This window comes from Cronobacter universalis NCTC 9529 (assembly GCF_001277175.1).
Taxonomy (GTDB): domain Bacteria; phylum Pseudomonadota; class Gammaproteobacteria; order Enterobacterales; family Enterobacteriaceae; genus Cronobacter; species Cronobacter universalis.
This window is the reverse complement of the sequence record NZ_CP012257.1, coordinates 580643-594965: the sequence shown is the minus strand read 5'-3', so window position 1 is coordinate 594965 and position 14323 is coordinate 580643. Positions and strand designations below refer to the sequence as shown.

Below are 14323 nucleotides of genomic sequence, written 5' to 3'. Positions count from 1 at the left end.
TTAACGAGCCAAAATATTTAAAGAATTCAAAAGTTGAGTGTCGAGTGTTTCAGTTGCAGGAATAGGTAATCCGTTCGCAATACGGTAATTTTTCACAGACTGCCTCGTAGATGGTCCCATTATGCCGTCAATATTCCCATTGTAAAATCCCTTGTCCAGCAATGCGAACTGAACACGCATGATTAAGCGCTTACGCTTCTCTGTAGCAGAAGTAAGCCCATTACTTGCACGGTTAGCTTCTGTAGTTCCAACTGAATTCGTAGTAGTAGAGTTAATATTGTCGTTAGAACGAAGCGAACGCACAGAGGAAGAGGACGATGAGGAACTTGTTCCTGAACTTGAAGACCCAGATGAACTTGGTGAGCTGTATGTTTTTGGATAATAGGGAGTGCTGCCACCATAGTACCCGCCACCTGATGATGAACGGTGAGAACTATGGCTCCGATGGGAGCTATGACTGCGATGCCCTGCAATGTAGAATGGAACTTCGGTGTTAAGTGGGGCTATCACTAAATCATGTTCATTAAGAGTCATACCAGGCAAATCACTTGCTCCGGTAGATGAATCACTTGCCCATACAGAATTATTGAGTGCCAAAAACCCCGGAAGTAGAGCAGCAAAATTAAATTTTTTCATAAAATTGGTCTCGGTGGTTGATGAAAACGGCCCGTTGAAGAACTGAAATAACCAGCACAGGAAGACTTCTGAGTGCATTCATCACATTCTTTAGGATAGTAATTTTTCCAATCAGAGATCGACTGAGCAGCAAGCTCCCAGGCTCTTTCAGGAAGATGACACAAAGGATAATTAAAAATTGTTAGAGGTATACCTGACCTGTGTGCAGCGTCTATAGCGGAGGTTATTTTCTCACTATAGCTGCTGTGTTCAATGAAGATTGTTGACCAGTTTTTTCGCGCCCAACCGATAGATTCCAACCCCATAAGGGAAATCTGATTGATGTTGGAGAAAACACGGCCAACGAACTCTACGATGTCATCCAATTCCGTATAGTTAGCCAGTGTCGGAATAACTCTAAGTTCGATATTAATCCCTGAGTTCCCTGCATTGATTAACCCCTTAACCGTTTCATTAAATGCGCCATTACTTCCTACCAAATGATCATGCACAAGTGGTCTTGATGAGTAGAGCGGTATACCAAAGGTGATTTTTATCTTTTTACTTCGCTTTGCCATTTCATGAGTAAAGTTGGTATCAGCAAATTTGCGTCCATTTGTTAAAACATGCAAAGCAGTATCTGGTGAATTCTCGATGATAAAATCAATGAAGTTAAGGAAATCATCTCCATACAGCAAAGGTTCACCACCGCTGACCCCAACTACTCCATTCAACCCAAATGAAGCGATAGCAAGAGCTGATTGGGTAAGTAGCCAGTCATCATTTGATTTCTTTGGTGGCTGCGAACAAAAGAGACACAAGTTATTGCAGCGTTCCGTTAATAAGACAGTATTATGATTGGCTCTGCGGGACAGAATAACGCGGATCATATTGCCATTGTTAATTACCCCAATATCTCCATCTTCAATTGACTCAAATAATTCAGTGCTAATAACAGAGTAATCAAAGCATGGTAGAATGGCATCATTATTGCTTTCAGCAACTACCAGCAAATTGGGCAAAAAGAATAAAGGGTTCACTGGTTTTTGTTTGCATAACCGATAGAACCCTGTGGGCACATTCTTTTTTGAAGCAAAATGAAAGATATCGTTCCTGATAACCTCAGACATATGCCCATCCTTTTAGCATCTCAGCCTTCGGACCACCTTCTGAGATGCAGTTCATCAGATACCTGAACATCCCCTTGTGATACTGACAAAACGTTGAACGACTCCTATCACCGACAGGCTCACCCTGTACACTTATGTTCTGGCATGGATCTGCACCGCAAAATGGTTGATATGCACATGTATCACAACCCGGCAGAGCACAATTGAACGATGAACTCAACACTGCGTTATAATAAGGACTCTTAGAAAATGATAGCGTTTTAACCTCACCCGCACTGAACTCCGTTTCAGGGTTCACCTTCTGCAACATACGGCTCTCATCGCTACCATATACTCGACCGTCATAATTGAAAAGAATACTGTTAAGCACGACCCCGCTTGGCGACTTTAAATCCGCATAACCACTAAAGCCGGGATTGAAGATCCTTTTCAGATGAATGGAGGCCGAATGTTCCACAACCCTTATCCCTTCATTATTCATCTTGAGAATTTCATCTATCAACGAGGCATAGAAACTGAAGTATTCCTCCATAGAAAATGTGAACGATGCTTTTTGTGCAAACCCATAGGGACTGACAGGTCGGATAAACATGTCCTTGATGCCAAGAGACAAGTGAGCCTTGACAATCGATTCAGGATGCCTAATGAGATCTTTAGTAACTGTAGTAACCGTTGCAACGCGACCAGCGCCTAAAGACCGTTTGATAGCCTCTACCCCTGACACTGTTCTACTGTACGCAAGCCCATGACCAAGAATTCGATTACTGTTGTGAACAACTTCCTCACCATCAAGCGAAACAGAGAACGTTATGTTCCTATCTCTCGACCATTCAAGCATATCCTCATTCAAGACAGACAGGCTTGATGCTACCACCATCTCAAAATCGGTGCTTCCCAGCGTTTCAGCACATTGCTCATAGATAGACTGAATTAAATCGAACCGCAAGAGTGGCTCTCCACCCTGTATCTCTATCTTGTAAGGTGGAGTTGATAGTTTTTTGATAGTAGAAATGATATCAGGGATGAGAGCGGGATCTAAATCATAACCAGAGGCGTTCACTGAAGCTCTACTGACCTGACAATACTTGCAGGTATGGTCGCAACGTAATGTGGGCACAATCATGAAAATTGGCCTGATCGCCAGTTCATTCATCAATCGTTTTGCAAAAGCAGAACTTAAAGCATAGGGAGCAATAGCTGATGAGCTTTCGTTGGTTATGAACAGCTTGCTTTCAAGTGCGTTTGATTGTTCCGCACTGATTTGCTCATCAGAAAGATCAAGCAGCTCTTGCTCATCAATGAAGTGATGAAAACCAGCGAGGTTGCTTATAAACACCTGTCCATTAGGCAATCTGTCAAAATTGAATGGCATCAATTCCATCACGAAAGCCTTTCATCGACACTGCGAAGCACTTTATGGACAATAGAATCTCTCAACGCCCCCGTTTTATGCTGTAGTTTTTCTCGCAAAGCATAATCATTCAGCAGCCTCTCGAATTCGTAGAGGCATTCGGGACCATCGTTTTCAAAAGAGATTGTCCAGGAGGATATATCTTCACAAAGTTTCCACTGAGTAAGCGAAGTCATCCAGTACAGGCTATTGCGTATAACCCATTCAGAATAAACATCTTTTTTTAACGTCCTTTCGCACATTGCCATTGCCTCACAAAACTAATAATCACAATCAGCAACCGCTTTAAAGCGGATTTTTCCTATAGAAATGAGGATACACCATTTAATAAATATGTTACAAGATGTTAGCATCTGAATGGCGATTCCGAAAAATGATGCTGCTTATCCTATGATAATCAATAATGCTTTCTGATTCTCATATGCAGCTTGCACCGGCAAACAGCTAAGAAGCTAACATGACGTTAAAACGCACGGGTTTCAAAGAGTTGTTAGTGGCTCATAGTATGAGATGTATGCCTTCAGCAATCACAATGCGAAAGGATTCTATACTGACTTATTCGAAGAAGCGTTGGCCAGTAACCTTGACATCATTGATGTCAAGGAAGCCTACACCCACTTTCAATACCTTGAGCAACCTAGAAAGATGAGAGCTGGTGGGGGTGAGGATGAAAATTTAACTTCTTATGCGAAGATAAGTATGGGTGCAATTTTTATGAACGCAAACAGAAATCAGAAACTACAAGCGAATGATACATCAGCACTTTCCATTGTTAATTAACTAATTGATATATAAGGTTAAAATTTGTTAGACCTATGAACTATATCCTATCGACTATTAGGATGCTTACATGGTCTGCGGCAGACTAGGTTAAACTGGGCGATTATGCTATAAATTCATTTACGACTAATTGAAATAGTGTCAGGAAAGGAAATATTATGAAGGATATTACGCAAGTGAAAAATATCTACCCTAAAAATCCAGAAAATAATAACACCCCCTCTCAAAAGGTAAAAACCGAAGAAATAAAACCGAACGTTATTTTAGGAATGTCGGTTAAAAGGTTCTTGATTAGCTCTGTAATTACTTTTTTTATAATATTTTTAGTGATATTATGTTCAACAGTATATCTTGTTAAAATAACAATCTCACAAACCCTCTCACCGACATTCTTATTTTTCCCACCAATAGTTATATCAATAGTACTTTCCATGATTTATTACTGGCTTCCAGAAATGAGAGCCGTTATAAATAAGGTATGCGACATTGGCTTGACGGCATCAGTAGCAATTGTATCAATTGTGGCAATATCTAAACCTCTTGGAGGTAGTTATTTTGACTCCATAGTACTAAATAATAATATTACTTCAATTATAATCCTTAGCTATATAGGTGTTTGTTCCCTTACCAAAACAATTGTTACTATATATCCAAACTCGAAAAGAGACCCTAAGCACAATTAGACCAATGATTAATCATCAAAATTATTAATTAATTTTCTTGCCGATATGTAGATCCATTTATAAAGTATCGGCAAGAACATAATCAATGAAAAAGAAATAGTTCCAAATAAAGCTTTCATTGGCAAGTTAGCCGTATCAGAAAAGTTTATTATCAAGCCATATAGACACGCCACGGAATATAACACAACAGTGATTATTATATATTTAAAATTAATCACAATAGTCCAAACATCTTTTATTACATTCATAACACCACCTCTTCAATAATTATTTCACCTCATGATTAATAGCATCTAATAAATAAGTTTTCAAATTTATTTTCATGACATCACATTAACATCCAAACAGCTATAGAATTTCAATATTGGATAGTAGATTAAATGAAATATATACTTACTTGATTGAATATATGACAATAAACAATGGGATTATATCGTTCTTTATAGAATATATCCAAGAAACTTCAAGATTAACATTTCTTGGATATATATGGGATTCAATTTCAAACAAAACTTACATTTTTTATTTGGAAATATTATTTTGTTGTATTTGTAAACACCATCATAATTACTGTATAAATATACTACAAGGAACCTCTTTCTCAATCACTCTTCCGTTAGAGATCACAGAAACATACATAAGATGAAGTCCCTTGTATGAAGTTCTTTCTTTGTGAATAGCATGAAATACCCCATCTTCTTTCTCGTGAGCTTTTTTTATTATTTCAGTTTCATGATTGTCATAGTCGTGCTTTTTACTGGCTTCAATTCCATTATTTACAACACGAAACTTGAATTTAAGCGAATCATAGTTCTCTCCATAACCCTCAGAAAAAATAGCATGAAACTTAACCCATTTATTTTTTGGAATTACAGAGCCGCAACTTTTATAAGTTTTTTTATTTGAAAAACCAAACTCGTCGCTACTATATGTGATTTCAATTTTTATACGGGAGGATATAATACCATGAGGAAGAAGTGAAAAGTATTTTTCCTGATTAAGTAAATATTGACGATATCGCAATCTTTCTTTATTTTTAGAGGTGTAATCAATAACATATCTATCTGGTTCGTTATTTTTTATTTTGTAATCCAGATAATCCTTAATAGTAAGCCCTAATTTATTAACTAAACTTTCCCCAAGCATTATAGAATTTTTGGGTGCCTTGTGCTGTAATTTAGATGCTATATCTACATAGAATGATGTAGCAGTTACTTCATTAATGCCAGGGATACCATAGTTCCCCCACAACACATAATCACTTTCACCGATATCTATGCCAATTCTAATACCAATATTCTCATCAGCGACTTCTTTAATTTGTGGAACAACGATTTCATTCATTACCTCAATAAAGTATGCTGCGCAGTTAATAGCATCAATAGCACTATTTTCTAATGTATTAAGGTTTTCATTTTCATTGCTTCGGAAGAAAGCCATAACAGCATCTCCCATAATTCTATGCACATGTCCATCAAATGCATTGATAGTCTCAATAAAACCGCTAATGATATTGTTTTTAAAAAGAAAAACATCAGATGGACTATATGAAAGACCAAGTTTAGTCGAGCCTATAATATCCATAAACATGGTAACCACATACCCAAATTGCGTTATATTATTTGTCTCCAAATTTTTAAAGTCAGGATGTGTTCCAATCGCAGGCTCTTCCTCTCGATCAGGCTTACCAAAAGCTTCTCTTAGCCCACGGACAGCGTCATAATCTCTTAGTGGCGTAATACCATTTCTTACGACGGCACTTTCCGAATTCACACTTTCATACAATGTTTTATTAAAACTTTCCAAAGAAATGTCATTTGCATCTTCCCACACTGGTTCTAAATTTTCCATCCCAGCAGAGTCGAAGGATTTTTTTGTGAAAAAATTATAACTATCACTCTTATTTCTTTTAGCTATACTTTCCATGTCAGAGTTTAAATTTTTATATAAATTCTTAATACTCATTTTGTTTTTCTTCCTATAAGCAGCAAGTAATAAATGACACATACCATGAATACAATAATCAACAAAAGGAAAATAATGATAAGGCTTAAGACTATCACACTATTCTCTTCATTCTTGAATAACCCAAAAGATAATTCTACCCAAGGGATTGATATCGATATAAAAAAGGAAACGAGGGATAATTTCAAATATAAAATTGATCTTTTTTGCCCATTGTATTTTTTTATTAACCCATTGGACAAAGTGTAATTCAGAATTGCTAGTTGTTGCCCTAAATCTAAATATTTTGTCTCAGATAACTTATTGAAATAGTCAATCCCATCTTTGTAGTAATGAACAATATCCACAAACGAGAAATTGTTCTCCTTTTCGCTTGCCTTAATAAATGGTGCTATTGAACCTAATGACTTGATAATAGAAGCAACATTCAATAAAACTCCTACTACTAAAAATAACATACAGAAAAACAACGATAAATAACTTAATTCATAAAGTTTTTCAGGAAGCACCTTTGACAGATTAACTCCAACGATCGTCAATATGGCTGATGCCAATGTTAGCAATATGGTAGATTTAGTATTTGCATAGTTCAAATAGCTATCAGTTCTTGTTAATGACTTAATAATCAAATCAATTTTGTCTTTGTCCATTATATTCAGTCGCTTTTGTAAAATTGCCGAAATCGATTGACGATTGACATGAAAATATATGAGATAATTTATATTAACTTATAGCTTAGCGGAAAATATGTCAATATATTTCCTCGTTAACCCTTATTAATATAACCAATTAAAATCATATAGTTACACAAGCAAACAAGACTCACAACTTAGAATTAATAACTAAATTGAATATAATCATATTTATATATAAAGAAATAATATATACCTATTGTTTTTGATTGTTAGTTATATTTTTTGAAGTTAAATAACTTTTCGGATACTAATTAAAAGCAAGGGCTAACTCATCGAAGCGCTACGCTGCTTCTTCGAGTTCCCCTTGTTTTTCCGCCCTTCGGTTGGAAAAAATTAAAAGCAAAATCAAGACACTGCATTGACATTATTCGCATCTATCATATAAATAAATTAAGCATAAGGAATATGCTTTTATTTAATTATATGAAAAGGAGTTCATATGGTCGAAAGTAATACTTTTAATAAGATCGTTGTAAGTAAGCATTCCCGTAATGGAAGCGTTAGCGAAGCGAAGCTCTCACACAACCAGCTTCGTTCTCATTGCATCAGTGTCAGATTAAATGATGAAGAGCTGACGCTTCTCAATGAGAGACGTGGCCGTCATCGTAAAGGCGAGTGGCTTCGCTTGTCTTTACTTAATAAACTTCCTGCTGTCGTTCCAGCCATCAATTTTGAAGCCTGGAAAACCCTTGGTGAGATTTCGCAGAAGCTAAACAAGCTCGTGGCTCATCTTGATAGCAAGAGCTATGAAAGCTCTCTGACGCAAACTGAACTCTTCGCCGTAAAGCGTCAGGTCTCAGAGCTTCGCTTGCATTTAATTACCGCTGACCTGTGGAGAGCTTCCCATGAAGGGAATGCAAAAAATCCGCAGGGGTAAGAGCTTCGCAGGGGTCGTGCTTTACGCATTAACACCAGCTTCTCATCATAAAAAAGATCCGATAGTAATTGGCGGGAACATGGATGGAAGCGATGTCGGAGAGTTGATTGCAGAATTCAATGCGACTAAAACGCTTCGCACGGATGTTGCTAAACCAGTCTGGCACAATTCGCTTCGCTTGCCCAAAAACGAAGCGCTGACAGATGCTCAGTGGTCAGGGATTGCTGATGATTACATGTCCCGAATGGGCTTCTCTGAAACGCACCTCAGATGCTATGTCCTTCATGATGATGCGGCCGGCCAGCACATCCACATTATTGCCAGTCGTATAGATCTATCCAATAGAAGTCTTTACTTGGGCAAAAATGAAAACCTCATCAGCACCCGTATCATCCAACAGTTAGAAATAGATCACCATCTGACCAAAACCAAAGGGCCAGAATCGGTAGCATCACCATCCCCAGCTTCGCTATCCAGAAAATCCCCGCCCCAAAAACCGATAATCGCAATACCGAAGCCTAAAAAGCTATCGCGTAACGAAGCGATGATGGAGAAGTATAAAGGAGAGCTAACACCCAAATCGGTTGTTCAGGAAGCCCTGGAAGCATTACTTGTCGATAAACCATCCACCACTGATTTTGTGGTGCAGCTTGCCGCCAACAATATCAAAGCGCTTCCGAATATTGCCTCAACAGGGAAAATGAATGGGTTTTCATTCGAATATCAGGGCATTGCTTTCAAAGCTTCGCAGTTAGGTAAAGGTTATTCCTGGTCTGCCTTACAAAACAGGCTAGATTACCAGCCGGAACGCGACAATGCTTTCCTGTTTGCATTGAAAATGCCCTCAGTCAGTAAGGCATCGGTTAGCGAAGCGCCTGATAGTGCCATAGCAACACATCCACATGAAATCACAACAACGGAAGCTAACAGCCCCATAGCAGCGCTTATCCATGATAACAGTGCTGGTCAGGACGAATACACTAACGCTTCAGTCAAACCGATTCACTTAGAAGCAGGTGCTGGTGCTCAAGAAGCGTTTGCAACCGAAGCGTTAAAAGTAGCGCCCAAGCGAAGCGATGCCGTGTCAGCGTTCAGGTGGTTGGAATACATCCCCTACCTAGATGTAATTTATCGTATGTTGAAAAACCTCAAAATCCCAACCCTCAAACGTCCTCGAAAACACAAAACCATCACTAGCGTGAGAATGATAGAGATAACATCATCACCCCCCAAAACTGCCATTGAAGCACCACATAAATCGTACAGAGCTTCGCTTTCAATGTAGGGCTGGCAAGCCTTTTTTGATAGGTATAGACCAATGAGTTGATCGTTTATACCGATCGATAATCTAGTGTTGATAGCCAATATCTATCATTAATCTTTAATCGATCGGTACAAGTGATTTGCCTTTCCTGTAAACCCAGTCAAAATGTGATTTCACACCAAAGAATATAACAAACTGATTTAACTAGCCTATTTACGTATTCAACTAACATGCAGGTTTTGAAATGGCAGATACCATCTCATCTGTAGTCCCTGATTTCTTCATACATCGAATATGAATTTAACATCTAACACAAAGGAACTTGTATGAGCATCTCCACCACGAAACGCCGCAATGAAGAAGTCAACGTTGGTCTTTCTGATCGTCGGAAAGCCGAGATTACAGCCCCAAAAATTGATCTGTTTGGTGAAACTTACACGTTTGTTAAGACTTTCTCTGGCACTGTCATTAATTCCAACCCAAGCAATAATCAGATCTGGGTAAAAACCGACGCTGGGGATGAGAAGCAGATTTCCGACTATGGTATCCCCTTCAGAAGTTCACACACTATTTATAAATACGAGCTTCGCCAATATAGTGAGGATGGTTCGTATAACGTGTATAAAGATGCACTTATCGTTAATAAGAACACGGGAGAACATGAAGTAAACTTAAACAGGCAAAAAGTTGTCATCCCCGCTTTTCTGACAATGCTGTTCCATAATGCTTCTACAGCATCGTATTACAGAGCAATGCCTGTTTCGAAACTATTCTCTATTGTTTTCATTTTACTTTGTGCTGCTGCACTTATTTCATTTCTCACATTGCCTTGGGGCTTTAAAGATGGATATGTTTGGGATGAGCACAAGTATATGTGGCTCACATATTTCCTATCAAGGATCGGAAGCTTTGTTTGTATCAAATGGATTAAAAGAAGAAGCGCTAGATTTGATCATGAAATCACAAATCTTATCGATTTAGTAAAAAAATAAAAAATAATAAGCAACAAAGAGTTAGCCCGTAGATCCCTACTACGGGCTTTTAAAATAATCACAATCCATATTTTCTTTTCTTCTCTTTGATGGATAACGATCTTTTTAGGGTCGAAGCTTCATATTTCCTTTTCTCATTAGCATAGACTTTCTCTGTTCGGCTACCATTACTGACTATAAAGTTAATCAATGAAGAACATACATTTTTCATACGCTCTTTGTTGATCAAATCATCATCCAGTTTATTTATATGACTATAATATGAAAGTAGCAGAAAGGTTAAAACAACCTCCCTGTTGGAGAAGGTCATTTTTTCGATACCACTTTGGTATTTGATATAAAATCCTGCACAAAAAAGATATGATTGTTCTATAATTCGTTGCTCTGAGAAACCAGACTCAGCGAGTTTATCAACGAATCGATCAAGCAGAAGTAGATACCTTTCCATTAAGTTAATATTTGTTTTATCCATAATATGCATCCTTGCAATAGTGAAATTTTGTCGTCCTGACAAGAAAATAAATAACATAATATTTTACCATGTCAATAGCTAAAACCTATCAATTCTATTAAAGGTATTTTGCAGGTAACGGATGATTAAGTTCTTCAATCGTTATTTGTTTAAGATGAGCATTATAAAGCCATACTTTGAACTGCTCTAAATAGCGTTCATTTAATGCCTTCAAAGCTTCATTTTCTGCTTCAAGTCTTCTAATTCGTTGAGAAGCCACTTTTAAATTAGCAGGTTTTACAGTGTGTATTGCACCAGATTTGATAGTGGCTTTTTTCACACTGAAGCTTTCTGCAATCCTTACATGACTACTTAAGGATTGTCTTGATGGTCTTTTCCCAATAATCCTTACTAACCTGTCGCACAAAGCATCCCAAGTTAGTTTTTCATCTATAGACCATGTGTTAATAACATCTACAATCTTCTTCTCATGATAACCATTTATATGTTTAGCCATTTATTCTCCTTTTTTTTATTCTCTTATGGAATTCATACCATCTATCAGCATTTATGTTCCCATCATTTTTATCATACAGTGTTCTTTTTAAGATTTTATCGTGAATGTTTGAAATCGTTTCGTTATCTAAATTAGATTTCTCAATCGGATAATGTTCACACGGCTTAAACGCATATGAGTGCTTGCAGTATCCATGTTTTGATACAAGTACCGCACCACTACTAAGTGAATCAAACTCGTTAAGATCCACCACTGGAATATCCTTTTTTGTGTGCTCATTAACACACACTGATAACTTTTGTTCTCTTATTGCTTTAGACATTTGAAGATGCGATCTGTGGTCATAAGAAACATTTTGAGAAATTAGCTTACGTCCAGACCAGCGAGCAATACTAAATTCATCCATACCATTTATTTGAGCAAATGTGTTGAGAAGATGCCTCAGTTGATGTGTTCTCAGCAAATATGGGCTACCATCTTCATTTATATAACCATGTCTTTTAAAGATATTAAAATGTCCTTTTATATAATCAGAATCAACAATGTCAGTTTTAAAAAAACTCATTGTAGGTCTGAATAACTTATCTGACATTTTCTTATTGTTTTGATTTAACTGTCTTTCAGTTAACAAGCAAAGCGCATTAGAATATTCAATTTTCTTCTCTCTATCATACCAAGGGAAATCTTGAGGTATATTCTCTTTAAGGGTTCCCATCGTTGAATTAGAGTGATTTTTTTGAATTTCAGCAGCCAATAACCTTGCTTGACTTGATAATTCTTTTAATCTGCTAATTGCCTGTTTAGCTACAGGTATCATTAGAGTTGGAATCCATTTTATATTACCTTCATACCCTTTTGCTGAAAAAAATCTCAAACCGTATCTTTGAATGCCCTTTCCATCACATTCTGTAATTTCACAATCCGCTGGCAAAGCTAAAATTTCTGATATCCTACTCGGTGCGCACATAAGTAAAGCAAGCACAGATGTAGTAAATATATCTCTTGAAGATAATTGTTCATCCCGCTTTGAAAAAATCTCAGCAATCGCAATAACTGATTTGATATCAGGCAATCTAGGATGGCCTTCAAGTGAAGAATCATAACCAGTCCAAGACTGAGTAATCCTATACCTAATTGGATTTACCCAAAATAAATAAGATGAGTTAGTCATCCTATTATCACTTAAAAAAGAACTCAATTTCTCAAGTTCTCTTCCAATAGCAAATGCGTGTGCTTTAGAATACTTTTCAGAGACAATTCTTATGCATTCATCAAAAACTGAATTGTTGCAATAACTTACATTAGCTTCCATATTGATTTTCAGTAAAACGAATTCTACAATCTTCAACATTGATAATGTTGAGTGTTTCGTCTTAGATCTATTGAATGAATGCACATGCAACATATATGCTTTAGCAAAATTAATAAAACTATCATCTAAGCATTCCTTGCTGCTGAGGTTGTTTTTTAAGTTAAACTTAGTAAATCTATATAAACCTTTCCATTTATTGCTTTCCCAAGAAATTGTTAAATTATTATTAGAAATGGTATCCTTACAAAACTCGATGAACTTAATAACATTATAGTGTGGGTTGTTTTTATTACTTGGTTCAAAAATAAATATATTGTTCATTATGTTCTCCAGGGGTTGAATTTTTTACAAGATAAACATTTAAATTCCTCTTTCGTATCTTCTAATAATAAAAATGAATCTAAAACATACTTGATAAAAAAGTTCTTGTTTTCTTCAATCTCTACGCCCATAAGTATATGGGATAAGGGTTTAAAAAATGCACTTAGTTTCTTATCAATATCATAAACACTGTCAGGATTATTTTTTATATAAATCATAGAAGAGTTTGCTGATTTATGATCTAACGCTTTAGCAATCACCTCAATTGAGGCTCCTTCATTAGCCAGTCGACTCCCTAATGTATATCTGAATCTTCTGGCATTAAGCTCTATATAGCTGTTAGTCCTTTCTGATCTAACATCGAATTTTGAAGGAAAGCGTTTTAATAGCTTTGACATGACTGAATTTTTCATATGGAAAAAATCTGTTGTTAAATCAGATAGAAAATCCTCAATTCTTTTTATTTCCGTAATCTTGTCTAAATCCATGAAGATTGGCAATTCGCTTCTATAGTTATTAATCCCAACACTAAATTTATCTTCTACAAACACCTGATTTTCATTAATTAGCATTGATAAGCTGTCATATAAGAACTTTTCTATCATTACCATGTTAAATTCATTTCTGAATGATTTCCTTTGTTTTACTTTTGGTACATTTAAAAAATACCCTTTCTCATTTTTAATGAGATCCTTAGCTTTTAGAGAGATTAATTGTAATGGCCTTCTTCCTGTTATTGCCAACAGAAGAATATAACAATATAAGAAGCGTTGAATTTTCTTCTGAAGATAAAATTTGCTAACAGAGTTAAGGATATAATTTAGTTCCGTTTCAGTTAAAGGTCCTTTATTTGGATCTCGTCTTTTAACTGCCTCTCCTGTTTGGTTTGGAATGATTTTTATTTTCTCCAACATTCTAAGGGCAGTCGCTTCTACTCCAGGGTAATTGAGTTTTTTCCATTTAGTGATGAAGGCCTTAACTATGTTTAGCTTATAGTTTCTCGCTGAACCTAAATAAACATTCAATTGATATATGGCTTTGTCATCAATAGTATCGATAGTCATCGCACCAAACCACTTATAAAATAGATTGTTAATGCTTTGAATATAGAAAGAACTATATTCAGACGCATAGTAAGCCAATGTTTTTAAGTAGCTAAGTTTCATTTTTGTAGGCATTCTATCTACAACTTTATGAGGGTATACGCAGTTTTCTTTATCCAGTTGCCATTTCTTATCTGACAGTTTGAAACTATACCTATTCATCTTAGCAAAAAAGATTTGCTCACTTTCAATACATTTGTTTTCCAT

General features: G+C 36.4%; 15 protein-coding genes. 5 read left to right on the top strand and 10 right to left on the bottom strand.

The features are described from left to right. From hxsA to hxsD, 4 genes are read right to left on the bottom strand one after another with little or no spacing between them, the layout of a single operon-like run. A complete protein-coding gene (gene hxsA, locus AFK65_RS20625; protein WP_024136428.1) occupies positions 1-636 on the bottom strand; it encodes a His-Xaa-Ser repeat protein HxsA in 636 nt (211 codons plus the stop codon). After that, positions 633-1745, bottom strand: a complete 1113-nt coding sequence (gene hxsC / locus AFK65_RS20620) for a His-Xaa-Ser system radical SAM maturase HxsC (RefSeq protein WP_007705393.1) — start codon at positions 1743-1745, stop codon at positions 633-635. The genes hxsA and hxsC overlap by 4 nt, the downstream gene beginning before the upstream one ends. Then, a complete protein-coding gene (hxsB, locus tag AFK65_RS02765; protein WP_007705390.1) occupies positions 1738-3126 on the bottom strand; it encodes a His-Xaa-Ser system radical SAM maturase HxsB in 1389 nt (462 codons plus the stop codon). The genes hxsC and hxsB overlap by 8 nt, the downstream gene beginning before the upstream one ends. Next, positions 3126-3398 carry a His-Xaa-Ser system protein HxsD gene (gene hxsD, locus AFK65_RS02760; RefSeq protein ID WP_000333417.1) on the bottom strand — a complete coding sequence of 91 codons (273 nt, stop codon included), beginning with the start codon at positions 3396-3398 and terminating at the stop codon, positions 3126-3128. The genes hxsB and hxsD overlap by 1 nt, the downstream gene beginning before the upstream one ends. Before the next feature lie 268 nt (positions 3399-3666). Between hxsD and AFK65_RS02755 the strand changes: the two genes are divergently transcribed. Both AFK65_RS02755 and AFK65_RS21695 read left to right on the top strand, forming a co-directional pair. After that, complete coding sequence (locus tag AFK65_RS02755) at positions 3667-3936, top strand: hypothetical protein (protein WP_032805168.1); 270 nt, start codon at positions 3667-3669, stop codon at positions 3934-3936. A gap of 158 nt (positions 3937-4094) precedes the next feature. Then, complete coding sequence (locus AFK65_RS21695; RefSeq protein ID WP_144421391.1) at positions 4095-4619, top strand: hypothetical protein; 525 nt, start codon at positions 4095-4097, stop codon at positions 4617-4619. 567 nt (positions 4620-5186) lie between these two features. Here the strand turns inward: AFK65_RS21695 and AFK65_RS02745 are convergent. Together AFK65_RS02745 and AFK65_RS02740 are read right to left on the bottom strand one after the other, a co-directional pair. After that, positions 5187-6584 carry a nucleotide-binding domain-containing protein gene (locus AFK65_RS02745; RefSeq protein WP_007705387.1) on the bottom strand — a complete coding sequence of 466 codons (1398 nt, stop codon included), beginning with the start codon at positions 6582-6584 and terminating at the stop codon, positions 5187-5189. Further along, positions 6581-7234, bottom strand: coding sequence for a hypothetical protein (locus AFK65_RS02740; RefSeq protein WP_032805166.1), 654 nt, complete (start codon positions 7232-7234; stop codon positions 6581-6583). The genes AFK65_RS02745 and AFK65_RS02740 overlap by 4 nt, the downstream gene beginning before the upstream one ends. A gap of 484 nt (positions 7235-7718) precedes the next feature. Here AFK65_RS02740 and AFK65_RS02735 point away from each other — a divergent pair, with 484 nt between their 5' ends. From AFK65_RS02735 to AFK65_RS02725, 3 genes are all read left to right on the top strand, one after another. Continuing rightward, the gene (locus AFK65_RS02735; RefSeq protein WP_007705384.1) at positions 7719-8156 is read left to right on the top strand and encodes a hypothetical protein; all 438 of its coding nucleotides are present in this window, start codon (positions 7719-7721) and stop codon (positions 8154-8156) included. Further along, the gene (locus AFK65_RS02730) at positions 8125-9441 is read left to right on the top strand and encodes a relaxase/mobilization nuclease domain-containing protein (RefSeq protein ID WP_007705381.1); all 1317 of its coding nucleotides are present in this window, start codon (positions 8125-8127) and stop codon (positions 9439-9441) included. Before AFK65_RS02735 ends, AFK65_RS02730 begins: the two co-directional genes overlap by 32 nt. A 305-nt stretch (positions 9442-9746) precedes the next feature. Then, positions 9747-10412, top strand: a complete 666-nt coding sequence (locus AFK65_RS02725) for a hypothetical protein (protein ID WP_032805165.1) — start codon at positions 9747-9749, stop codon at positions 10410-10412. Between the two features lie 58 nt (positions 10413-10470). Here AFK65_RS02725 and AFK65_RS02720 read toward each other — a convergent pair whose 3' ends face one another. From AFK65_RS02720 to AFK65_RS02715, 4 genes are all read right to left on the bottom strand, one after another. Further along, positions 10471-10884: a hypothetical protein gene (locus AFK65_RS02720; protein ID WP_000361848.1), complete on the bottom strand. Its 414-nt coding sequence runs from the start codon at positions 10882-10884 to the stop codon at positions 10471-10473. Between the two features lie 97 nt (positions 10885-10981). Then, positions 10982-11380 (bottom strand): hypothetical protein, encoded by a 399-nt coding sequence (locus AFK65_RS20615; RefSeq protein ID WP_007705378.1) that lies wholly within the window; start codon positions 11378-11380, stop codon positions 10982-10984. Beyond that, positions 11373-13013 (bottom strand): hypothetical protein, encoded by a 1641-nt coding sequence (locus tag AFK65_RS20610; protein ID WP_007705375.1) that lies wholly within the window; start codon positions 13011-13013, stop codon positions 11373-11375. Before AFK65_RS20610 ends, AFK65_RS20615 begins: the two co-directional genes overlap by 8 nt. After that, positions 13013-14323 carry a tyrosine-type recombinase/integrase gene (locus AFK65_RS02715; protein WP_007705373.1) on the bottom strand — a complete coding sequence of 437 codons (1311 nt, stop codon included), beginning with the start codon at positions 14321-14323 and terminating at the stop codon, positions 13013-13015. Before AFK65_RS02715 ends, AFK65_RS20610 begins: the two co-directional genes overlap by 1 nt.